Source organism: Bacillus sp. AMCV2 (assembly GCF_056033925.1).
The window spans coordinates 3,310,605-3,334,763 of sequence record NZ_JBVYIB010000002.1 but is presented as its reverse complement, the minus strand read 5'-3'; the positions used below and the strand labels follow the sequence as shown (position 1 = coordinate 3,334,763).

The window sequence follows — 24,159 nt, the reverse complement described above, 5'->3', positions numbered from 1 at the left end:
TACATGAAAAAGGCAATATCTATTTTCCCGAAGGAATTCGGGTTTTTCCCTTATATCTTTCTGGTGTATACGATTATGCCGTTCCTCTCTTTATTAAAAGAATCAGGTGTCAAACAGGGGATCGGATATGGCATGCTGCTCCTTTTTGTAGCGGCATATCGCCAGTTATTCTGCAGCGTGGGCAAAGCTTCGTTTACATATTGGCTTATCGTGCAAATGGCGGTTATTTTGATGTATAGTGTGTTTTACAATATCACCTATATATACTTAGGTTTTTTCCCGGCAAACTTTGTTGGTTATTATAAAGAGAAAACGAATTTTAACCGTGCGTTCTGCGCTTTAATCTTTATACTGCTTTTTCCATGCCTATACCAATTTATCGCGAATTCGGTCTCGCTCCGGGAGCTTTTTTCTGTTCTCCCGTTTCTCGTCATTATGCTCATTTCTCCATTCGGCATTCGTTCTATGTTTCGGAGAATTGAGCTTGAAAATAAGCTTGCACAAGCCAACGAACAGATAAAAGAACTCTCTAAAAGAGAGGAGCGTGTTCGAATCGCCCGTGATCTTCACGATACTCTTGGTCACACCCTGTCGCTGCTTACATTAAAAAGCCAGCTCATTCAGCGGCTGGCTGCATCTGATCCAGAACGGACCAAGCTTGAGGCAAAAGAAATGGAAACCAGTTCACGCTCCGCACTCAAGCAAGTTCGAGAGCTGGTTTCTGATATGAGAACGGTCACGATAACAGAGGAGCTCATAAACATTCAGCACATATTAAGAGCGGGGAACATTACCTTTCAATACGAAGGAGCCGACGACTTTTCAGCGATATCTCCCGTCACTCAAAATATTATCAGTATGTGTATGCGGGAAGCCGTGACTAACATTATCAAGCACAGCAAAGCAACCCACTGTGCCATCACCATTTCTCAGTTTGCTGACAAAATGAGGATCGTGATACGGGATGACGGAAAGGGAGCGCCGAAGGAGAAAATGTTTGGGAATGGCCTGCGGGGAATGGAAGAACGGCTCATGCTTATTGAAGGGGGATTAACGGTTTCAGATCATAACGGAACGGTTGTGGCACTTACGATTCCGCTTATTAAAAAAGCAGAATGATTGGAGGACGAAAAGAATGATTCGTCTGTTTATTGCTGAGGACCAGCGAATGCTTTTAGGCGCTTTGGGATCTCTGCTTGATTTAGAAGAGGATATGACAGTCATCGGACAAGCATTGAACGGGGAAGAGGCGCTACATGCTATTTTGAAGCTGGAGCCGGATGTATGCATCATGGACATTGAAATGCCGGTTCGAAGCGGGCTGGATGTGGCAGAGGAATTAATGAAAAAAGGCTGCGTCAGCAAGGTCATTATTTTAACCACCTTTGCCCGCCCCGGATATTTTGAACGCGCCGTAAAGGCCGGTGCACATGGCTATCTGCTGAAAGACGGCGAAATTGACGATCTGGCCGATGCCATTCGAAAATGTGTAAAGGGAAAACGTGTCTTCAGCCCCGAGCTGACGTTTAATATGATGCGAGACGAAAATCCGCTAACCGTTAGAGAGCAAGAAATTCTGAGGCTTGCGGCTTTAGGTAAGACAACAAAAGACATTACGCTGGAGCTCTATTTATCTCAAGGCACAGTTCGAAACTATATCTCAGAAATCATCCAAAAGCTTAATGCGAAAAATCGGACAGAAGCCGCCAGCATCGCTGAGGAAAAGGGCTGGATTTAACCATATACTGCACTCCTGGGAGATCGGGAGTGTTTTTGATATGCCACAAATGAAAATATCCCTAGAAAACCCTTTCCTTCCATTGTCAGAATAGTGTACGATATTCATATAGTTATTTTAACTCAGGTCATCAGATGACCTGATCATATATTGGGGATGAGAGAGGGGTTCATCATGAAAGTCTCACTTTTTGTCACTTGTCTTGTTGATATGTTTCAAACAAATGTCGGAAAAGCAACGGTTGAGCTGCTGGAGCGGCTTGGGTGTGAGGTTGATTTTCCGGAAGGGCAGATTTGCTGCGGACAGCCGGCTTACAACAGCGGCTATGTACATGACGCCAAAAAAGCAATGAAACGGATGATCGAAACGTTTCAGGATTCCGAATATGTTGTCAGTCCTTCCGGTTCCTGCACAACGATGTTCCAGGAATACCCGCACTTATTTGCGGATGACCCGAAATGGGCCGATAAAGCGCAAAAGCTGGCGGATAAAACGTATGAACTGACAGATTTTATCGTGAACGTCCTTGGAGTAGAGGATGTCGGCGCGACCCTTCATACAAAAGCGACCTTACATACGTCGTGCCATATGACTAGGCTGCTGGGTGTTCGGGAGGAGCCGATGAAGCTGTTGAGCCATGTGAAGGGCCTGCAGTTTACAGAGCTTCCGGGCAAACATAACTGCTGCGGATTCGGAGGAACGTTCTCAGTCAAGATGGCGCAGATTTCCGAGCAGATGGTCGATGAAAAAGTCGAATGTGTGGAGGAAACGGGAGCAGAGGTGCTGATCGGTGCTGACTGCGGCTGTTTGATGAATATCGGGGGACGGCTTGACCGAAAAGATAAGAATGTCAAAGTGATGCACATCGCCGAAGTGCTCAACAGCAGATAAAACTGGATTCAGAGGGGGAAAGGATCATGGCGATGAAAATCGGTACTGACGCTTTTAAAGAGCGGGTATCACAGGGGATTGATAATGAATTTATGAGAGGCGCTGTTTCGGGTGCACAGGAGCGTCTGCGGACGCGGCGCCTAGAGGCAGCAGAAGAACTGGGAAACTGGGAGGAGTGGCGCTCATTATCAGAGGAAATCAGGCAGCATGTCCTTGAAAACCTTGATTTCTATCTTGGACAGCTTGCCGAAAATGTGGCGAAAAGAGGCGGACATGTCTATTTCGCGGAAACAGCGGAAGAGGCGTCTTCTTATATTCGTGATGTCATTCAAAAGAAGAACGGGAAAAAGATTGTGAAATCTAAATCAATGGTCACAGAGGAAATCAATCTGAATGAGGTGCTGGAGAAGGAAGGCTGTGAAGTCGTAGAAACCGATCTCGGCGAGTACATTTTGCAGATTGACGATCACGATCCGCCGTCACATATCGTAGCGCCCGCCCTTCATAAAAATAAAGAGCAGATACGCGATGTGTTTAAAGAAAGACTGGACTATCAACATACAGAAAAACCGGAAGAGCTGGTGATGCATGCGCGCGCCATTCTCCGGAAAAAGTTTCTGGAAGCGGATATCGGCATTACTGGCTGTAACTTCGCCATCGCTGACACGGGTTCCGTCAGCCTTGTGACCAATGAAGGAAATGGACGGCTTGTGAGCACCTTGCCGAAAACACAAATTACCGTCATGGGAATGGAGCGGATTGTCCCGTCATTTTCTGAATTTGAAGTGCTAGTCAGCATGCTGACAAGAAGTGCTGTCGGACAGCGGCTGACAAGTTATATTACAGCTTTGACGGGTCCGAAGCTGGAAGGTGAAGTGGACGGTCCGGAAGAATTCCATCTTGTCATCGTTGACAATGGACGATCCAATATCCTTGGAACGGAATTCCAGTCTGTGCTGCAATGTATCCGCTGTGCCGCCTGTATCAATGTCTGTCCTGTGTACCGCCATGTCGGCGGACATTCATACGGCTCAATCTACTCGGGGCCGATCGGAGCGGTTTTATCGCCGTTGCTCGGCGGTTATGACGATTATAAGGAGCTGCCGTACGCATCTTCACTGTGCGCTGCTTGTTCAGAAGCCTGCCCGGTCAAAATCCCGCTTCATGAGCTGCTACTCAAGCATCGTCAGAATATCGTCGAAAAAGAAGGCAGAGCGCCGATCAGTGAAAAGCTTGCAATGAAAGCATTCGGACTTGGCGCATCCTCTTTATCGCTTTACAAAATGGGCTCAAAATGGGCGCCAGCCGCCATGACGCCTTTTACAGAGGACGAAAAAATTTCGAAAGGGCCCGGCCCGCTTAAAAATTGGACCCAGATCCGCGACTTCCCTGCACCGCATAAATCGAGATTCAGAGACTGGTTTGCGGACAGAGAAACAAGTGAACGCACGAAGGAGGAGCAGTGATGACGAAGGGAACCATTCAGAATCAAGAGAGCTTTTTAAACCGAATCGCATCCAGCCTGGGCCGTGAAAGAAGAACAGGAGGCGTGGCAGTCCCTGAATGGGCGCATCAGCCGCAATATAAAACACTTGAAGGTTACTCAGCGGATGACTTAGTCACAGTGCTCAAAAACCATTGTGTCAAAATCCATACAGAGCTGATTGAAACGGATTCAACCGGCCTTTACGATGCCCTGCGTGAGCAAGTCAGCCGCTTTTCCGGAGGCCCTGTCATCATTCCGAAGGACCCCCGCTTTGAAGAATACGGACTGAAAAGCCTGCTCAACAAGGACTGGCCGAGTGAAGGAACGCCGGTCTGGGAGTGGGATGCTGACAAAGGCGAGGACAATATCAAAAAAGCGGAGCAAGCCAATGTAGGGATTACATTCAGCGAAATGACATTGGCTGAGTCGGGGACGGTTGTCCTCTTCTCCTCAAAAGACATCGGCCGATCTGTCAGCCTTCTGCCGACGACTTATATTGCGATCGTGCCGAAATCAAGCATTGTACCGAGAATGACACAAGCCAGTGATATCATCCGCCAAAACATTGCGGACGGTGTCACTGTTCCTTCATGTATCAACTACATTACCGGACCGAGCAACTCAGCAGACATTGAAATGGATTTAGTTGTAGGAGTGCACGGACCTGTAAAGGCAGCATATATTCTCGTCTCTGACCGCTGAACTCAGGAAGCCCGGCAGGCATATGCCGGGCTTTTTGCTTGAAAAAAACTTCAACTTCCAATTTTTTGGCCGATGAGAAGAGTATGACTTGAAATAGGAGGAAATGCGATGAAAAAATGGCTGATCATAGCGGTTTCACTGGCGATTGCGATTGTTCTGTTTATGTATACAAAAACAGAAGCGAAGGCAGCCGGAATGACACTAGGCTACACGACTGGGGATACGGCTTCATACAATTCTCTTACGAAATATCATACATACATGAATGCCATCGCAACCGATACGTTTGCGTTTGAAAAAAACGGACATGTGATTGGCGATGCCCCAACTAAGCAGCTGACATATGCGAAAAAGAAAAAAATCAAGACATGGGCTGTCATTTCAAACTATAATGATGCCATTTATGATTTTGACGGAGATTTGGCGAGTCGAGTCATGAGTAATAAAACAGCGAAAAAACGATTCGCAGATCAGTTAATTACACTGGCCAAAAAGCACTCATATTACGGAATCAATATCGATTTTGAAGCAGTAAATCCAGAAGACCGCGCTGCGTACTCGAGCTTCATTCAATATGTCTCACAGGCTTTGAATAAGAAACATATTAAAACAATGGTATCCGTTCCGGCCAAAAGCGCCGATGATAAAAATGATGACTGGAGCTGGCCGTATGATTATGCGAAAATCGGCAAATATGCCGACTTCGTACAAGTCATGACCTACGACGAACATGGCATTTGGGGTGAGCCGGGGTCAGTGGCAAGCACAAACTGGATCAAAAGCTCTCTGCAGTTTTCAGTCAAAAAGATCAAAGCCAATAAAGTCATCATGGGAATCCCTGCGTACGGCTATGACTGGGATGTAAAAGACGGAAGTACCAGCACAATAAGGGAATGGAATGAGCTTAAATCCCTCATCAAAAAACAAAAAGCAAAGCCGGCATTCAACAAAAAATCAGGCTCGATGACGTTTTCTTATGTTGACAAAAAGAAGCATAAACATGTTGTGTGGTATGAAAACGAAAAAACCGTTCAAACGAAAAGCCATCTGGCAAAGCAATATAAAATAGCAGGTGTTTCAGTTTACGCATTAGGAAACGAGTCAGAATCCTTTTGGAAAGCCATTCGAAAAGGGACAAAATAACAGTTTCTTTTTTCTCTGAAGTTATTGACAGTTAAAAGAGAAGCACGTATATTATGTTAATATATTCAGATCATAAAATTTGAGTTTTTCAGAAAACTAAAACACATAGATTGGGAGCAGTAAAAGAAAGTGATCAGAACAGAGAGCTGCGGGGTGGTGCGACGCAGCCTGATTCTTCTTTGAACTCGCCCGGGAGTGGTAAGACGGAACGGAATAGATTGAATATTCCCTATGTTTTAACGGCTAACCTTCGTTACAGGTCAAAAGCAGGATTCTTCATGAAGAATCAACAAGAGTGGTACCGCGGTCAGCCGAAGGCTCGTCGTCTCTTTATCTATTAGATTAGGTAGGAGACGGCGGGCTTTTTTGTTTTTGAAAACGTGAAGGAGAGGTAGAAGAGGATGAAAAACGACAATCAAACGTTAAAACGCACGATGACGTCCCGCCATATTATGATGATGGCGCTGGGCGGAGCAATCGGCGCAGGTTTATTTAAGGGGAGCAGCTCAGCGATCGATGTGGCAGGGCCATCTGTCATTATCGCATACCTGCTCGGCGGGATTATTTTGCTGTTTATTATGCAGGGGCTGGCGGAAATGGCTGTTCGAAACCGTAACGCCAGAACCTTCCGTGATCTTGTCCAGCAGGTATTGGGAAATTACGCCGCTTACTTTTTGGACTGGATCTACTGGAAAATGTGGGTGCTTAACATTGCGGCTGAAGCTGTTGTAGCTGCGATTTTCATTCAATATTGGCTGCCGGGCTGCCCGATCTGGGTGTTGGCATTAGGAATTTCTCTTATCGTCACGATTGTAAACTTGCTTTCTGTTAAAATCTTCGCCGAAACTGAATATTGGCTGGCAATGATCAAGATTACCGTTATTATTATCTTTATTATTCTGGGATTGCTGCTCTTATTTGTATCTTTCGGTGATCATACAGCATCCGGATTTTCCAACCTGACAGACCACGGCGGATTTTTCCCGCACGGCGGCACAGGGCTGATCACGGCGATGCTTGTCGTCATCTACTCTTACGGCGGTACAGAAATTATCGGTGTAACGCTTGCAGAGACAAAAAATCCGGAAAAGGTTGTCCCGAAAGCTGTCCGCAGCACACTGACACGGATTGTCGCGTTTTACCTGCTGCCGTTTTTCATCATCGTCAGCCTGATTCCATGGAACCAAGTCAATTCCGTTCCGGAAAGTCCTTTCGTGATGGTCTTTAAAATGGTAGGCATTCCGGGCGCGGATCATATCATGAATGCAGTCATCCTGTTGGCGATCATTTCTTCTATGAATTCAGGTTTATACGGATCATCACGCATTTTGTATACACAGGCAAGTGACGGAAGGCTTCCAAAGGTCTTCTCTAAGCTTTCATCGAAAAACGTACCGATGTTTGCGATTCTGATGTGCACTTCTTCTCTCTATATTGGCGTATTGATTTCTCTGTTCGCAGGAAGCCAAACATTTAATTATTTAATGGGATCATTGGGATATACCGTTTTATTCATTTGGCTGATCATCGGATTCGCCCATTTGAAATCGAGAAAACAGCAAACGGAAACACCCGCCTATTATGTAAAATGGTTCCCGTACACGACATGGTTTGCGATTGTGGCATTACTCGCCATTCTGATCGGGGTCATCATGACAACATCAATTGTCATTACCGGCATTACTGCGGCGATCTACCTTTTGATTACAGTTGCATATTTGGTTAAAGGACGCAAGCATCAGTAAATAAGAAACCCTCTTGCCGCATCCGGCAAGAGGGTTTCTTATTATTGTGCAGCTTTCTCGTTTATACCAATGGCCGCTGCTTTCTGCGCTTTTGATTTTGTATTCACGAGACAGATGCTCGTGACAATCAGCAGCAGCCCTGCCAAGAGGCTAAGGGTGAGCGGTTCATGCAGGAAAATGGAGCTGGCCACGATTGATATGAGCGGAATCAAAAAAGTATAAGATGCGACCTTGCTTGCTTCTCCTGAACCGACAAGCGTAAAAAAGACAAGCCAGCCGAGCGCGATAACGAATACGGAGATGAACAGCAGGCTCGTAATAAACGGAGCTGTCCATTGGATCGCCGAAAAGCTTTCTGTCCAAAAGCCGGATATAAGCAGAAACACGCTTCCGATCGTCAGCTGCAGAGCGACCATCCAGATGGAATCGACGCGGCTGCCTGTTTTTTTCATATATACCGTCCCGAGCGCCCAGCTGATTGCGGAGCCGAGAGCCAGCAGAACCCCAATGACAGAAATATGCCCGCCAAAGCCCGCAGCACTAATGACGGCTACTCCCGCAAAACCGAGGATGAGGCCGATCACTTTCATTACAAACATGGATTCGCCGAGCCACAGCCAAGAAAATACACCCATCAGAACAGGCTGGAAGAAGACGATTGCAGAAAACAGGCCGGCCGGAAGATAATTCAGCCCGATCGTTTGCAGGCCGTAGAATAACGTAATATTTAAAAGAGCAGAAACAAGATAAATCGGCCACGTTTCTTTTAAGCGTAATTTATGAATACGCGGCAGTGCGACAATGACTAATAAAAGCCCGCCGATGAGCGTTCGGATGCCCGCGAACAATAACGGCGGAGAATAGGCGAGCGCGGCTTTGGACAGCGGCCAATTGACGCCCCACATGATGACGAGAAATGCGAGCAGGAGAGCTGTCCGCGTTTTTGAGAGCTGCTTCATTGTTATTCACTCCTTGTAGAACTTTTCCATCATATGATACGGTAGAACATAAGATAAATAAAATGAATCTTTTTTATAAGGAGCATAAGTATATTGTTATGACCATTACACAATTAAAGGTTTTTGTGAAAATAGCTGAAACGGGAAGCTTTACAAAAGCGGGTCAGGCGCTGAACATGACACAGCCGGCTGTCAGCCATGCGATTTCTGCGATCGAAGCTGAGCTTGATGTAAAGCTGATCATTCGTGACCGCCGCAATGGCCTGATGCTGACAGATACGGGAAAACAGATATTAGTACACATCAGAGAAGTCTTAAAAGGCATTGAAAAAGTTGAGCAGGTAGCAGCAGCGGAAAAAGGGCTTGAACTGGGAACGATCCATATCGGCACATTCTCAACAGCTTCGGCTTATTTTATGCCGAAGCTGATCAGTGCATTTAAACAAAAATATCCGAAACTTGAGCTCGTGCTGCACGAGGGAACTGTAAATGAAGTCAAGGAATGGCTTCATACGCGGATGATAGATGTTGGGATTCTTCTGTATCCAACAGAGGAGATGGAGTACATTCATTTGAAAAAAGACAAAATGGCTGTCGTGCTCAGGGACGATCACCCGCTTGCCAGTCATTCGGCCATTACGCTGAAAGATCTTGACCATGAACCGATGATCGTCTGTGACGGAGGCTATGAATCACCATTTGTCGATATGTTCAGGCAGGCGGGCGCTACGCTGCACCCAGCTTTCACGGTCTATAACATCAACACCTCGATCAGTATGATCAGAGAAGGCTTGGGCCTGGCAATTTATCAGAAATGTCCATGTCGGGGATGCCGCTTCCGGAGCATGTGGTGACCCGGGACTTGGACCCGCAGGTATATCGTGATGTGCAGCTTGCTGTTCCGTCGCTAAAGGAGGCTTCTCTGGCGGCTAAGCTCTTTATTGAGATGGCTAAGGAGCTGTTTGGAGCAGAATAGCGGTCCAAAGCGTTCGTTTTATATTGTTCGAATTTCATCGAATCAAATTCTTTTATTCCTGAATGCAGTTGTGTTATGGTGTGATAGAAGTTCTTTCAATCATGACCTGACAGCTTTGGGCTGTTTACTGATAACACATTTGCAAAGGAGAACAATATGTCTAACAACCAACGCAAAGATACCTTGCTTTCTGTCTTGAATTTATCTCCGGTTGTTCAGGGAGGAACGATTGCAGAATCATTCCGAAACAGCATGGACTTGGCGCGCCGGGCAGAGGAATGGGGCTATCACCGTTACTGGCTTGCTGAACATCATAATATAGAAGGTGTTGCAAGCTCCGCCACTGCAGTTTTGATTGGCCATATTGCCGGAGGCACGAAGAAAATCCGCGTCGGTTCCGGCGGCATTATGCTCCCGAACCACTCTTCATTAGTCATTGCTGAACAATTCGGCACACTGGAAACACTGTATCCCGGGCGGATTGATCTGGGGCTTGGACGTGCGCCGGGAACAGACCAATTGACAGCCAGAGCGCTCCGCAGAAACATCAACAGCGGTGAGGATTTTCCAGAACAATTAGAGGAACTGCGCAATTATTTTAAACCGTCAGGAAATGTGCGCAATCAAGTTCGCGCCATTCCCGGAGAGGGCATAGATGTGCCGATTTGGCTGCTGGGCTCAAGCGGCTTCAGCGCCCGTCTGGCAGGTGAACTAGGTCTTCCGTTTGCCTTTGCCGCTCATTTCTCACCGGCGAATACGGTTCCTGCATTGGAGCTGTACCGCGATTCCTTCACGCCGTCAGACGTGCTCGACGAACCGTATGCGATGGTCGGTGTCACCATTATCGCGGCAGATACAAACGAGAAAGCGCAGCACCTTGCGACTTCGCATTATCAAAGGTTTCTTGATCTTGTCCGGGGTACGCCGAACCAGCTTAAACCGCCTGTTGAGGATATGGATCAAATCTGGAGCCCGTATGAAAAAGCGATGGTCAATGAGCAGCTGAGCTCCACGATTGTCGGGGGTCCGGAAGAAGTGAAGGCGAAGCTTGAAGATTTCGTCAAAACGACACAGGCTGACGAAATTATGGTTAACTCAGAAACCTTTGAACACGCAGACAGAATGCGTTCGTTTGAAATCATCGCTGACGTTTGGAAAAACAGATAACAGCTATAAAAAAAGCAATGTAGCGGGGAGACCCATACATTGCTTTTTTTATTCATTCAGTTTTCGTGCGGACTGGCGAATGATCAACTCAGGCTCAAATATAACATCCTCTTGCTTCGGCTTTTTATGCTCTAAGCAGTCAATGACATATTTGGCGGCTGCTTTTCCAAGCACTGATTTCGGATGTTTGACAGAGGTTAGTTTCACTTCTGAGATTTGGGCGAAATGTGAATCATCATACCCGACGATAGACATATCCTCCGGCACTTTAAGATCCATCTCCCTCAGCATATCAATCACCTTCAGCGCAATTTCATCGTTATAACAAAAAATGGCTGTCGGCATGTGCTTGCTGTTTTTCTCCAGTGTGGCTTTTACTTTCTCCAGAAGTTTTGATTCTTTTTCTTCCGTTGTAAATGTCACGATCATATCCGGAGAAGGAAACAACTCACGCTCCCGGTGCGCCTGTATAAATCCGTTCATCCGTTTCACGCCTTGTGTGTCATCAGCTTTAAAAATACCCATCATATGCGTGTGGCCGAGAGAAAGCAAATGCTCCGCCGCCATCATCCCGCCTTTCACATCATCCAAGGTAAAACTTGGCGCGGCAAGCTCGGCATATGACGCGTTAATCATCGCAAAAGGAATGCCGTTTTTCTCCAAGTTCAGATAATAGCCGATGTTTGGGGTTTGAAGGGCGCTTTTTGTCGGTTCTACGATGAGTCCGTCAATATGCTGGGACAGCAGGTTTTCTAAGCCTCTTCTTTCGTTGTCCGGGTTGTTGTTTGTGCTTGTCAAAAGCATAGAATACCCCTGCTCGCTTAAATAGGACTCGATTCCTCTGATGATGCTCGGGAAAATATAGTCTGATATGTAGGTTGTCAAAACACCGATCGTTTTATTTGAATGCAGCGCTGACTTAGCAGAGCGTGAAGCGACAAAGGTGCCTCCGCCTTGCACGCTGTACAGCAGACCTTGTGATACGAGGTCTCCGATCGCTTTGCGGATGGTATGCCGGCTGACGCCGAATTGCTGCATTAATTCGTTTTCGGTAGGGATTTTTTGATCGGGCAGTATTTTGCCTTGATTAATCCATGAACTGATTTCTTCTTTTACTTGCGCGTATTTTGGTAACATATCCATTCCTCCAAAATGTATACGGACAAATTTCAGTATATCACAGCGTTCTTTGTAAGAAAACATTGACAGAAAATGCAAACAAGATTATTCTATATTTGTACGTACTAATTAAATGTAATTTTCGTTAAATTTTAATATAAGTACGTACAATTGAAAAGTATAATGTAAACGCTTTACTCAACATTCGGGAGGGCAGGGAAATGAAGAATACTCCAACTCAATTAGAACCAAATGTTCCTGTAACAAGAAGCCATTCAATGGGATTTGTCATTTTGATCTCATGTGCGGCGGGGCTTGGCGGCTTATTGTATGGCTATGACACGGCAGTGATTTCTGGCGCCATCGGTTTTCTGAAAGATTTATACAGCCTGAGTCCGTTTATGGAGGGACTTGTCATTTCAAGCATTATGATTGGAGGAGTTGTTGGCGTCGGGATATCCGGATTTTTAAGTGACAGATTCGGCCGGAGAAAAATTTTAATGACAGCCGCTTTGTTATTTGCGATATCAGCAATCGTTTCAGCGCTTTCTCAAGACGTGTCCACCTTAATCATTGCAAGGATTATCGGGGGGCTTGGAATCGGGATGGGCTCATCGCTCTCTGTTACGTATATTACAGAAGCGGCACCGCCCGCCATACGCGGAAGTTTGTCTTCCTTATATCAGCTCTTTACGATACTGGGTATTTCCGCAACATACTTTATTAATCTAGCTGTGCAGCGGTCTGGAACATACGAATGGGGCGTGCACACCGGCTGGAGATGGATGCTTGCTTATGGAATGGTGCCGTCCGTCATCTTTTTCCTTGTCCTGCTCGTCGTCCCGGAAAGTCCGAGATGGCTGGCGAAAGCGGGCAAAACAAATGAAGCTTTAAAGATCCTGACACGTATTAATGGAGAAACTGTTGCAAAAGAAGAATTAAAGAACATTGAGAACTCTTTAAAAATAGAACAAATGGGGTCGCTCTCCCAGCTGTTTAAGCCGGGTCTCAGGAAGGCGCTTGTCATTGGAATCCTGCTGGCGCTGTTTAACCAAGTCATCGGCATGAACGCGATTACTTACTATGGGCCGGAAATCTTTAAAATGATGGGATTCGGGCAAAACGCCGGATTTGTGACGACTTGTATCGTCGGGGTTGTAGAAGTCATTTTTACCGTTATTGCGGTGTTGCTGATCGATAAAGTCGGACGAAAAAAACTGATGTCCATCGGTTCTGCTTTTATGGCTATTTTTATGATTTTAATCGGGACGTCGTTTTATTTTGAGTTAACAAGCGGGATCATGATGATCGTCCTTATATTAGGTTTTGTCGCTGCTTTCTGTGTCTCGGTCGGACCGATCACATGGATTATGATTTCTGAAATCTTCCCGAACCATCTGCGTGCGCGGGCCGCGGGCATTGCGACCATCTTTTTATGGGGAGCAAACTGGGCGATCGGACAGTTTGTGCCAATGATGATCGATTCTTTCGGGCTCGCCTATACATTTTGGATCTTTGCGGTGATTAACATCCTTTGTTTCCTGTTTGTCGTTACGATCTGTCCGGAAACGAAGAACAAATCGCTCGAGGAAATTGAAAAGCTTTGGATAAAATGAAAACGCTTTAATGAAACAGCCCTTTCTACGGGAAGGGCTGTTTATATTGGGATGCACCATTTGGCGCTTTCTGTATAAGATAAAGATATATAGGATAAAATATTGCTGGATAAAACGACGCGGCATGAAAACTCTGCGAATATTGTCGATGAATTGGCTCTTAACAGTTGAATAAACAATTCCACCCTGTTAAAATAATTAAAGAAAGCAGAAATGATTTTTTTTGGCTATGACGGGACGTTTTTTGTCATAGCGGGACATATAATGTCCAGCAAAAAAGGAAGGAACGTTTGAGTCATGAACCAGTTAATACAAGCTCAAAAAAAATTATTGCCTGATCTTCTGCTCGTTATGCAAAAGAGGTTTGAAATCTTGCAGTATATCAGGCTGACAGAACCCATCGGGCGAAGAAGCCTGTCTGCCAGTCTCGGAATCAGCGAGCGTGTGCTGAGGGGCGAGGTTCAGTTTTTAAAGGAACAGAACCTGGTCGATATTAAGACAAACGGCATGACATTGACAGAAGAGGGCTATGAACTGCTTTCTGTTTTGGAAGATACGATGAAAGATGTTTTAGGTTTGACTCTTTTGGAAAAGACATTAAAAGAACGTTTAAATCTAAAGGATGCCATTATCGTATCCGGAGACAGCGACCAATCCCCATGGGTCAAAAAAGAAATGGGAAGAGCGGCTGTCGCATGTATGAAAAAAAGATTTTCAGGCAAAAATATCGTCGCTGTAACTGGCGGTACGACAATTGAAGCTGTCGCCGAAATGATGACGCCGGATTCTAAAAACCGCGAGCTTTTGTTTGTGCCTGCAAGAGGCGGTTTAGGCGAAGACGTGAAAAACCAGGCGAACACCATATGCGCGCATATGGCGGAGAAGGCTTCAGGCACTTACCGGCTTTTGTTTGTTCCGGGACAGCTGTCACAAGGCGCCTATTCATCTATTATTGAAGAGCCTTCTGTCAAAGAGGTGCTGAACACTATTAAATCAGCGAGTATGCTGGTTCATGGAATCGGCGAAGCTAAAACTATGGCTCAGCGCAGAAACACGCCTTTAGAAGACTTAAAGAAAATAGATGATAATGACGCGGTGACAGAAGCGTTCGGCTACTATTTTAACGCGGACGGCGAAGTGGTTCACAAAGTGCATTCTGTCGGAATGCAGCTGGATGATATAGACGCCATCCCCGATATTATTGCGGTAGCGGGCGGATCATCAAAAGCCGAAGCGATCGAGGCTTACTTTAAAAAGCCACGCAACACGGTTCTCGTCACAGACGAAGGAGCCGCAAAGAAGTTATTAAGGGATGAATAATCCCTCAATATAAATATCTCTCACTTATTTAAAGGAGGAAACAATCATGGCAGTAAAAGTCGGTATTAACGGTTTTGGTCGTATTGGACGTAACGTATTCCGCGCAGCATTAAACAATCCTGAAGTTGAGGTAGTAGCGGTTAACGATTTAACAGATGCTAACATGCTGGCTCACCTTTTACAATATGATTCTGTACACGGAAAATTAGACGCTGAAGTTTCAGTTGACGGTAACAACCTTGTTGTTAACGGCAAAACAATTGAAGTTTCTGCAGAACGCGATCCTGCTAAACTTAGCTGGGGCAAACAAGGCGTTGAAATCGTAGTTGAATCTACTGGTTTCTTCACAAAACGCGCAGACGCTGCGAAACACTTAGAAGCTGGCGCGAAAAAAGTAATCATCTCTGCTCCTGCTAACGAAGAAGATATCACAATCGTTATGGGTGTTAACGAAGATAAATACGATGCGGCTAACCACGATGTTATCTCTAACGCATCTTGCACAACAAACTGCCTTGCGCCGTTTGCAAAAGTACTTAACGATAAATTCGGCATCAAACGCGGTATGATGACAACTGTTCACTCTTACACAAACGATCAGCAAATCCTTGATCTTCCGCACAAAGACTACCGTCGTGCGCGTGCAGCAGCTGAAAACATCATCCCAACATCAACTGGTGCTGCTAAAGCAGTTTCTCTAGTTCTTCCTGAACTAAAAGGCAAACTGAACGGTGGAGCAATGCGTGTTCCAACTCCAAACGTTTCTCTAGTTGACTTGGTTGCTGAACTGAACCAAGAAGTAACAGCTGAAGAAGTAAACGCAGCTCTTAAAGAAGCGGCTGAAGGCGACCTTAAAGGAATCCTTGGCTACAGCGAAGAGCCATTAGTTTCTGGCGACTACAACGGAAACAAAAACTCTTCTACAATCGATGCTCTTTCTACAATGGTTATGGAAGGCAGCATGGTAAAAGTAATCTCTTGGTACGATAACGAAAGCGGCTACTCTAACCGCGTTGTTGACCTTGCAGCTTACATCGCAAAAAAAGGTCTTTAATTTATAGCTGAAAAAGGACCTGACTTGGTTCTTTCGAATAGAAGCGCTATAATGAAAGCGGACAAGGGAAGGGGACGGACTCCCTTTCCCTTTTTCCATGAAGACCGGCTTTCAGAAAACGCTCTGTGATAGAGAAACGACCGCGTTTTAAGCAGCTTTGCCGGCGCTTTCGCCTAAGGCCGCTGCCCTGGCTTTTAGACGAACTGCCCTGTGCCGAAAAAGACTGCGATCTGCCCTAGCGGAGTTATCGCTTGAACAGACGGTTTCACGTTTTTCGTGCTGTATGCAAACCATTTTGAAGGAGGATCTCCTAGGCATGAATAAGAAAACTCTCAAAGACATCGACGTAAAAGGCAAAGTTGTATTCTGCCGCGTCGACTTTAACGTTCCAATGAAAGACGGGGAAGTAACAGACGATACACGTATCCGTGCTGCGCTTCCAACAATCAAACACCTTGCAGACCAAGGCGCGAAAGTCCTTCTTGCGAGCCACTTAGGCCGCCCGAAAGGCGAAGTGGTTGAGGAGCTTCGTTTAACTCCTGTCGCTGCACGTCTCGGCGAACTGCTTGGCAAAGAAGTGAAAAAAGCGGATGAAGCATACGGCGATGCTGTAAAAGCACAAATTTCCGAGATGAAGGACGGAGACGTTCTTGTATTGGAAAACGTACGTTTCTATCCTGGTGAAGAGAAAAATGATCCTGAGCTTGCAAAAGCATTTGCTGAGCTTGCAGATGTATATGTAAATGACGCATTCGGTGCTGCCCACCGTGCTCACGCATCTACAGCTGGAATTGCCGAGCATCTGCCAGCAGTTGCAGGTTTCTTAATGGAAAAAGAGCTTGATGTACTTGGAAAAGCGGTTTCCAATCCTGACCGCCCGTTTACAGCGATCATCGGCGGAGCGAAAGTAAAAGACAAAATCGGTGTAATCGAAAGTCTTCTTGATAAAGTAGACAACCTGATCATCGGCGGAGGTCTTGCTTATACTTTCGTAAAAGCGCTTGGCTATGAAGTCGGTAAATCTCTTCTTGAAGAGGATAAAATCGAGCTTGCGAAATCATTTATGGACCGCGCTAAAGAAAAAGGCGTTAACTTCTACATGCCTGAAGATGTACTCGTTGCAGATGATTTCTCTAACGATGCAAACGTGAAAATTGTGCCGATCTCTGAAATCCCTAGTGATTTAGAAGCAATCGACATTGGTACGAAAACACGCGAAACGTATGCTGACGTCATCAAAAACAGCAAACTTGTCGTGTGGAACGGACCAATGGGCGTATTCGAAATCGACTTGTTCGCTCAAGGAACAAAAGCGGTTGCGGAAGCATTGGCAGAGGCGAAAGATACATACTCTGTCATCGGCGGAGGAGACTCTGCGGCAGCGGTTGAAAAATTCGGCCTTGCCGACAAAATGAGCCACATCTCAACAGGCGGCGGCGCATCCCTTGAGTTTATGGAAGGCAAAGAGCTTCCAGGGGTAGCTGCACTGAACGATAAATAATCTCAAAACTGCTATAAGGAAGTGGAACAGATGAGAAAACCAATTATCGCCGGTAACTGGAAAATGAACAAAACACTCGGCGAAGCTGTCAGCTTCGTTGAAGAAGTGAAATCTTCCATTCCAGCAGCAGACAAAGCTGAAGCTGTTGTTTGCGCGCCAGCACTTTTCTTAGAAAAGCTTGCTTCTGCTGTTAAAGGCACTGACCTAAAAGTCGGCGCTCAAAACATGCACTTCGAGGAAAGCGGCGCGTTCACAGGCGAAATCAGCCCGGTTGCTCTGAAAGATCTTGGCGTTGACTACTGCGTCATCGGCCACTCTGAGCGCCGTGAAATGTTCGCTGAAACTGATGAAACAGTTAACAAAAAAGCACACGCAGCTTTCAAACACGGCATTGTGCCGATCATCTGTGTAGGTGAAACGCTTGAAGAGCGTGAAGCCGGCAAAACAAATGATCTTGTTGCTGACCAAGTGAAAAAAGGCCTTGCTGGTCTTTCTGAAGAACAAGTTGCTGCTTCTGTTATTGCGTATGAGCCAATCTGGGCAATCGGAACAGGCAAATCTTCTACAGCGAAAGATGCGAATGACGTGTGTGCGCATATCCGTAAAACCGTCGCTGAAAGCTTCAGCCAAGAAGCTGCAGACAAGCTTCGCATCCAATATGGCGGAAGCGTAAAGCCTGCAAACATTAAAGAATATATGGCAGAGTCCGATATTGACGGTGCTTTGGTCGGCGGCGCGAGCCTTGAGCCACAGTCATTCGTTCAATTATTGGAGGAAGGTCAATATGAGTAAAAAACCAGCTGCACTCATCATTCTTGATGGGTTCGGATTACGTAACGAAACAGTAGGGAACGCAGTCGCTTTAGCGAAAAAACCGAATTTTGACCGCTATTGGAACCAGTATCCTCATCAAACATTGACTGCTTCAGGCGAGGCTGTAGGTCTTCCTGAAGGGCAAATGGGGAACTCCGAGGTAGGTCACTTAAATATCGGTGCGGGACGTATTGTGTACCAAAGCTTAACACGCGTAAATGTTGCCATTCGTGAAGGAGAGTTCGAACGCAATCAAACATTCCTTGACGCGATCAGCAACGCGAAAGAAAACAACAAAGCCTTGCACCTGTTCGGTCTTTTATCTGACGGAGGCGTGCACAGTCATATCAACCATTTATTCGCACTGTTAAAGCTTGCGAAAAAAGAAGGGCTGACAAAGGTTTATATCCATGGCTTCCTTGACGGCCGTGATGTAGGTCCGCAGACAGCGAAAACGTACATCAACCAGTTGAACGATCAAATCAAGGAAATCGGTGTGGGTGAAATCGCCAGCATTTCCGGACGTTACTACTCTATGGACCGCGACAAACGCTGGGACCGTGTAGAAAAAGCGTACCGCGCAATGGCGTACGGCGAAGGCCCATCTTACCGCAGCGCCCTGGATGTTGTTGATGATTCATATGCAAATGGTATCTACGATGAATTCGTGATTCCATCTGTCATCACAAAAGAAAACGGTGAGCCTGTTGCGAAAATCCAAGACGGCGATTCTGTGATTTTCTATAATTTCAGACCGGACCGCGCCATCCAGATTTCCAACACGTTCACAAACAAAGACTTCCGTGACTTCGACCGCGGCGAGAATTATCCAAAGAACCTGTATTTCGTCTGCCTGACTCACTTCAGTGAAACAGTTGACGGCTATGTAGCGTTTAAACCGATAAATCTTGATAACACAGTCGGAGAAGTATTATCTCAGCACGGATTAAAACAGCTTCGAATTGCAGAAACTGAAAAGTATCCGCACGTCACGTTCTTTATGAGCGGCGGCCGTGAAGCTGAATTCCCGGGTGAAGAGCGTATTCTCATCAACTCGCCTAAAGTTGCAACGTATGACTTGAAGCCTGAGATGAGTGCGTATGAAGTGAAGGACGCGCTTGTCAAAGAAATTGAAGCTGACAAGCATGACGCCATCATTCTTAACTTCGCAAACCCTGATATGGTCGGCCACTCCGGAATGGTTGAACCAACAATTAAAGCAATTGAAGCAGTGGACGAATGCTTGGGCGAAGTCGTTGACGCGATTCTTGCTAAAGGCGGACATGCCATCATTACCGCTGATCACGGTAATGCTGACATTCTGATTACAGAATCAGGCGAACCGCACACTGCGCATACAACAAACCCAGTCCCTGTGATTGTAACGAAAGAAGGCATTACGCTGCGTGAAGGCGGAATCCTAGGCGACCTTGCACCAACGTTATTAGACCTTCTTGGTGTTGAAAAGCCGAAAGAAATGACAGGAACATCTTTAATTCAAAAATAATTTGAAAATCAAAAGGAGAGACAAAACTCATGCCATACATTGTTGATGTTTATGCACGCGAAGTATTAGACTCCCGCGGCAACCCAACAGTTGAAGTTGAAGTATATACAGAAACAGGAGCTTTCGGCCGCGCATTAGTGCCAAGCGGAGCTTCTACAGGTGAATACGAAGCGGTTGAGCTTCGTGACGGCGATAAAGACCGTTACCTTGGAAAAGGCGTGTTAACAGCTGTTAACAACGTAAACGAAATCATTGCTCCAGAGCTTCTTGGCTTTGATGTAACTGAACAAAACGCAATCGACCAGCTTTTAATCGAGCTTGACGGTACTGAAAACAAAGGCAAACTTGGTGCGAACGCAATCCTTGGCGTATCTATGGCTTGTGCGCGTGCTGCTGCTGATTTCTTACAGATTCCTCTTTACCAATACCTTGGAGGATTCAACTCAAAAACGCTTCCTGTACCGATGATGAACATCGTAAACGGCGGAGAGCATGCTGATAACAACGTGGATATTCAAGAATTCATGATCATGCCTGTAGGTGCTCCTAACTTCCGTGAAGCACTTCGCATGGGCGCTCAAATCTTCCACAGCCTGAAATCAGTATTAAGCGCAAAAGGCTTAAACACTGCTGTAGGTGACGAAGGCGGATTCGCTCCAAACCTTGGTTCTAACGAAGAAGCGCTTCAAACAATCGTTGAAGCAATCGAAAAAGCCGGCTTCAAACCTGGCGAAGAAGTTAAACTTGCTATGGATGCTGCATCTTCTGAGTTCTACAACAAAGAAGACGGCAAATACCATCTGTCTGGCGAAGGCGTTGTGAAAACATCTGCTGAAATGGTTGACTGGTATGAAGAGCTTGTTTCTAAATACCCAATCATCTCTATCGAAGACGGACTTGATGAAAACGACTGGGAAGGCCACAAGCTTCTTACTGAGCGTCTTGGCAAAAAAGTTCAGCTTGTTGGTGACGACCTCTTCGTTACAAACACGAAAAAACTTTCTGAAGGTATTAAAAACGGCGTAGGCAACTCTATCCTGATCAAAGTAAACCAAATCGGTACATTGACTGAAACATTCGATGCGATCGAAATGGCGAAACGCGCAGGCTATACAGCTGTTATCTCTCACCGTTCTGGTGAAACTGAAGACAGCACAATCGCTGACATCGCTGTGGCAACAAACGCAGGACAAATCAAAACAGGTGCTCCGTCTCGTACGGACCGTGTTGCGAAATACAACCAGCTTCTTCGCATCGAAGATCAGTTGGCTGAAACTGCTCAATACCACGGTATCAACTCTTTCTACAACTTAAACAAGTAATAAAAAGACCGCCGGGATTTTCTCGGCGGCTTTTTTATGCAAACTTTCCTAGCCTCAGCTTTTATTCTCCGCCTATCTCATTACCTTGATTTGGTAACTAATGTTCATTTTGTTGCATTTTAAAGGAATCAAGACAGCAAAACCGAAAAGAAAGGGGTGAATAAGAGGAGGAATGTAAAAATGAAAATGATTTTGATGTCAGCGGCACTGGCTGGAAGCGTCATATGGGGATCTTCAGCTGTACAGGTGAACGGGATACAGTCTCATTCTATTTCTGAGATGGCTCCGTTGTTTGATGAGGAGCATGCATATGAAACCATTCATGAACTGAGTGAGGTCATAGGTCCGAGAGAAACAGGGACAGAGAAAGAAAAAGAAGCGGCGTCATACATATCGAAACGGATTCAAGATGAGGGATTAGCTGTTCGCATTCAGCCATTTCATGTGAAAACATATTATTCTGGTTCAGTAATGGCAGGCGATCATGAATATCCAATACGATCAGCGGATAAGAGCGCTGTGGAAAATGAAGAGAGAGTGGAGGGTGCGGTCTTAGACGGAGGCTATGGGCTCAATCTTGATGAAAAAGAAGCCAAGGGGAAAATCGCCGTTATGAGAGAGGGAAAAATATCAGTATCTCAGAAATTAAAAAGCGCCCAAGCTGCCGGCGCAAAGGCTGTCATTATTTATAACAGCAAGACAAAACCTCTCGCTATCCGACCGGTAAAACCAAAACATATCACGATACCGGCTGCCGGAATGAAAAAAGAAGACGGGGAAGCTTTACTGAAAGAAAAGCGGGCTGTCATTCAATTTAAGGACTATCGAAACCGCACTTCACAAAACATAATAGGGACACGCAAAGCGCAGCACACAAAACACCCGGATATTCTTTATGTAACTGCGCATTATGACACAGTTAAAGATGCACCTGGGGCTGATGATAATGCATCAGGCACATCCGCCGTACTAGAGATCATTGAGCAAAGCAAGCACCTTCCCAAAAACAAAGAAATCCGTTTTATCTTTTTCGGAGCTGAAGAGCTGTGGTCAGCGGGTTCCTCATATTATGTCAGTACGCTTACCTCGGATGAAATCAAACACAGCCGTGCAAACTTTAATGCTGATATGATTGCGACTGACTGGAAAGACGCAAGCCAAATGTATATAACGACCCCGGATGGCAAGGAAAATGCAAGTATTAATTATGCAGTAAATGCCGCTCACAAAGCAAAGCTTGAAGCCCCTCGTCTCACACAGCTGGGATACTCGGACCACGTGTCATTTTATGAAGCGGGCATACCTTCGGCTAATTGGATTTGGCTCAGTCCGGATACGCAAGAGCCTGGGTCATGGTATCACACCGAAAAAGACAACATCGCACATATCAGCAAAGAAAGATTGAACGAAGCGGGACAGCTCTTGTTATCTGCAGTACAAGAGGCAAATATAGATTAAAAAACAGGCCTCGGCCTGTTTTTAAAATTTTCTATATATTCTTTCAAATAGAGGAAATATTCTCATTATCCCCCTGATAAATACCTTTTCTTAGGCACAAAAAATTCCACTTAATCGTAAATCGCATCATAATGCCCTACCAAATAAAAGGAGACAAAGCCCATTTACCGTTTTTTTACTTTTGTTATAATTGCAGTATCGATCGATAATTGTTTAATTTTGTAAAAATATATCCTTTTCTATCTTATAGGGGGTCCAAAAATGAATCCTGTCACAAAAGAAGCTCGAAACCTCAGTCATAAGCGGCTTTTAGAATTGATTGAAACAAAACAGGCTGTTGTAGGTGTATTGGGGATGGGATATGTGGGTTTTCCTCTTGCATTAGAATGTGTCAATAAAGGATACAACGTCATCGGCTTTGATAGGAACAGCGAAAAAGTTTCTTTGCTGAAAGACGGGCACAGCCATATTCGAGATGTAGACGATAGCCAATTAAAAGAGGCACTTCACACAGAGCGTTTTCAAGTGAGTGAGAATATGTCTCTCATAGAACACTGCGACATTATTGTGATATGTGTTCCGACACCTTTGAACAAAAAAGATAAGATACCCGACCTTAGCTACATAGACAGTGCAGTTGACACCATGCTGGCTTACGGAAGGCCAAATCAGCTTTTAATTTTAGAAAGTACAACCTACCCGGGCACAACAAAACAAAAAATTGCTGACAGAATGGCAGCAGGGCGGCAGGTCAACATAGGCTCCGATTTCTTTATAGCTTATTCACCTGAACGAATTGATCCTGGGAACAGCCATTACGAAGTCGCCGATATCCCTAAAGTGGTCGGCGGAATGACCCGGACTTGCACAAAACTTGCCTCAGCGTTTTACAACACCATCGTTACAAGCATTCATCCAGTAACCTCACCTGAAGTAGCAGAAACAGCTAAACTCCTAGAGAATACCTACCGTTATGTAAATATAGCTCTCATCAATGAAATGGCACTCAATTGCCGAGAACTTGATATTGATATATGGGAAGTGATCAATGCGGCAGACACGAAGCCGTTCGGGTTTCAAAAATTCAGCCCGGGCCCTGGTGTAGGCGGCCATTGCATACCGATTGATCCTTTTTATTTTAAATGGATAGCTAACCAAAAGGGATTGCAGACAAAGCTGATTGATTTAGCGGATGAAATCAATTCTGAAATGCCATTTTCAGTGTCCGACTATGCCATGAAGCTGGTTGATAAAGAACACTGCAATATTTTATTAATAGGTGCTGCTTATAAAAAAAATACCAATGATTCTCGTGAGTCTTCTGCATTTGCAATTATCGATGATTTGATGAAAAAGGGATGCACGATAGATTACTATGATCCTTTTATCAGTGAAATCTGCCTGGAAGACGGCAGCATCAAGCACTCCGTCCCTTTCACCAAGGAGCAGATCAACCAATATGATGTCGTCATTATTCATACAGATCATGATGATATCAATTACAGTATATTGCAGGATACAGCTCCTATTATTTTCGATACGAGAAACATTTGCAGAGAAAAAATGGCTGACAATGCAAAACTTATCACACTATAGGAGGGAACTGTCATTAGTAAACAATTTATCTCTTTTCACAGACCTG

The 24,159-nt window shown here is 45.3% G+C and carries 19 protein-coding genes, 1 pseudogene and 1 other annotated feature; of the genes and pseudogenes, 18 read left to right on the top strand and 2 right to left on the bottom strand.

Annotated elements, in window-relative coordinates:
• Window positions 1–3 precede the first annotated feature (3 nt).
• The 7 genes from yvfT to AC0OMA_RS17295 all read left to right on the top strand — a co-directional run bounded on the left by yvfT (window position 4) and on the right by AC0OMA_RS17295 (window position 7,705).
• Window positions 4–1,119, top strand: coding sequence for a two-component system sensor histidine kinase YvfT (gene yvfT / locus AC0OMA_RS17325; protein WP_181220148.1), 1,116 nt, complete (start codon window positions 4–6; stop codon window positions 1,117–1,119).
• A gap of 16 nt (window positions 1,120–1,135) precedes the next feature.
• A complete protein-coding gene (gene yvfU, locus AC0OMA_RS17320; RefSeq protein WP_015251201.1) occupies window positions 1,136–1,738 on the top strand; it encodes a two-component system response regulator YvfU in 603 nt (200 codons plus the stop codon).
• 174 nt (window positions 1,739–1,912) lie between these two features.
• On the top strand, window positions 1,913–2,629 hold the full coding sequence (gene lutA, locus AC0OMA_RS17315; RefSeq protein WP_047183212.1) for a lactate utilization iron-sulfur protein LutA: 717 nt from the start codon (window positions 1,913–1,915) through the stop codon (window positions 2,627–2,629).
• A 26-nt stretch (window positions 2,630–2,655) separates the two neighbouring features.
• On the top strand, window positions 2,656–4,095 hold the full coding sequence (lutB, locus tag AC0OMA_RS17310; protein ID WP_014480926.1) for a lactate utilization iron-sulfur protein LutB: 1,440 nt from the start codon (window positions 2,656–2,658) through the stop codon (window positions 4,093–4,095).
• Window positions 4,095–4,817: a lactate utilization protein LutC gene (gene lutC / locus AC0OMA_RS17305; RefSeq protein WP_474222289.1), complete on the top strand. Its 723-nt coding sequence runs from the start codon at window positions 4,095–4,097 to the stop codon at window positions 4,815–4,817. The genes lutB and lutC overlap by 1 nt, the downstream gene beginning before the upstream one ends.
• Window positions 4,818–4,925: 108 nt before the next feature.
• Window positions 4,926–5,960, top strand: a complete 1,035-nt coding sequence (locus AC0OMA_RS17300; RefSeq protein WP_474222288.1) for a glycosyl hydrolase family 18 protein — start codon at window positions 4,926–4,928, stop codon at window positions 5,958–5,960.
• 97 nt (window positions 5,961–6,057) lie between these two features.
• Window positions 6,058–6,293: a binding site (T-box leader), on the top strand.
• Between the two features lie 68 nt (window positions 6,294–6,361).
• Complete coding sequence (locus AC0OMA_RS17295; RefSeq protein WP_003228313.1) at window positions 6,362–7,705, top strand: amino acid permease; 1,344 nt, start codon at window positions 6,362–6,364, stop codon at window positions 7,703–7,705.
• A 41-nt stretch (window positions 7,706–7,746) separates the two neighbouring features.
• Here the strand turns inward: AC0OMA_RS17295 and AC0OMA_RS17290 are convergent, their stop codons facing one another.
• A complete protein-coding gene (locus AC0OMA_RS17290) occupies window positions 7,747–8,664 on the bottom strand; it encodes a DMT family transporter (RefSeq protein ID WP_029946021.1) in 918 nt (305 codons plus the stop codon).
• A gap of 98 nt (window positions 8,665–8,762) precedes the next feature.
• Between AC0OMA_RS17290 and AC0OMA_RS17285 the strand changes: the two are divergent.
• Both AC0OMA_RS17285 and AC0OMA_RS17280 read left to right on the top strand, forming a co-directional pair.
• Window positions 8,763–9,640 (top strand): annotated as a pseudogene (locus AC0OMA_RS17285) (LysR family transcriptional regulator).
• Between the two features lie 156 nt (window positions 9,641–9,796).
• Window positions 9,797–10,807 (top strand): LLM class flavin-dependent oxidoreductase, encoded by a 1,011-nt coding sequence (locus AC0OMA_RS17280; RefSeq protein WP_015483710.1) that lies wholly within the window; start codon window positions 9,797–9,799, stop codon window positions 10,805–10,807.
• Between the two features lie 48 nt (window positions 10,808–10,855).
• On the opposite strand, the gene araR is transcribed toward AC0OMA_RS17280, so the two are convergent.
• Window positions 10,856–11,944 carry an arabinose utilization transcriptional regulator AraR gene (araR, locus tag AC0OMA_RS17275; protein ID WP_015483709.1) on the bottom strand — a complete coding sequence of 363 codons (1,089 nt, stop codon included), beginning with the start codon at window positions 11,942–11,944 and terminating at the stop codon, window positions 10,856–10,858.
• A gap of 203 nt (window positions 11,945–12,147) precedes the next feature.
• Between araR and araE the strand changes: the two genes are divergently transcribed.
• The 9 genes from araE to AC0OMA_RS17230 all read left to right on the top strand — a co-directional run bounded on the left by araE (window position 12,148) and on the right by AC0OMA_RS17230 (window position 24,113).
• Window positions 12,148–13,542, top strand: a complete 1,395-nt coding sequence (araE, locus tag AC0OMA_RS17270; protein WP_003243899.1) for an arabinose-proton symporter AraE — start codon at window positions 12,148–12,150, stop codon at window positions 13,540–13,542.
• Window positions 13,543–13,839: 297 nt separating this feature from the next.
• Window positions 13,840–14,862: a gapA transcriptional regulator CggR gene (cggR, locus tag AC0OMA_RS17265; protein WP_009968188.1), complete on the top strand. Its 1,023-nt coding sequence runs from the start codon at window positions 13,840–13,842 to the stop codon at window positions 14,860–14,862.
• Window positions 14,863–14,908: 46 nt separating this feature from the next.
• Window positions 14,909–15,916 (top strand): type I glyceraldehyde-3-phosphate dehydrogenase, encoded by a 1,008-nt coding sequence (gap, locus tag AC0OMA_RS17260; RefSeq protein ID WP_003219957.1) that lies wholly within the window; start codon window positions 14,909–14,911, stop codon window positions 15,914–15,916.
• Window positions 15,917–16,232: 316 nt separating this feature from the next.
• Window positions 16,233–17,417: a phosphoglycerate kinase gene (locus tag AC0OMA_RS17255; RefSeq protein ID WP_003243051.1), complete on the top strand. Its 1,185-nt coding sequence runs from the start codon at window positions 16,233–16,235 to the stop codon at window positions 17,415–17,417.
• Between the two features lie 30 nt (window positions 17,418–17,447).
• The gene (gene tpiA / locus AC0OMA_RS17250) at window positions 17,448–18,209 is read left to right on the top strand and encodes a triose-phosphate isomerase (RefSeq protein WP_003243394.1); all 762 of its coding nucleotides are present in this window, start codon (window positions 17,448–17,450) and stop codon (window positions 18,207–18,209) included.
• On the top strand, window positions 18,202–19,737 hold the full coding sequence (gene gpmI, locus AC0OMA_RS17245; RefSeq protein WP_003228330.1) for a 2,3-bisphosphoglycerate-independent phosphoglycerate mutase: 1,536 nt from the start codon (window positions 18,202–18,204) through the stop codon (window positions 19,735–19,737). Before tpiA ends, gpmI begins: the two co-directional genes overlap by 8 nt.
• A 29-nt stretch (window positions 19,738–19,766) precedes the next feature.
• Window positions 19,767–21,059, top strand: coding sequence for a phosphopyruvate hydratase (gene eno / locus AC0OMA_RS17240; RefSeq protein ID WP_003228333.1), 1,293 nt, complete (start codon window positions 19,767–19,769; stop codon window positions 21,057–21,059).
• Between the two features lie 180 nt (window positions 21,060–21,239).
• Entirely contained in the window at window positions 21,240–22,517 is a 1,278-nt protein-coding gene (locus AC0OMA_RS17235; protein ID WP_322839841.1) for a M20/M25/M40 family metallo-hydrolase, read from the top strand.
• A gap of 261 nt (window positions 22,518–22,778) precedes the next feature.
• Window positions 22,779–24,113 (top strand): nucleotide sugar dehydrogenase, encoded by a 1,335-nt coding sequence (locus tag AC0OMA_RS17230; RefSeq protein ID WP_015483706.1) that lies wholly within the window; start codon window positions 22,779–22,781, stop codon window positions 24,111–24,113.
• The last annotated feature ends 46 nt before the right edge of the window (window positions 24,114–24,159 follow it).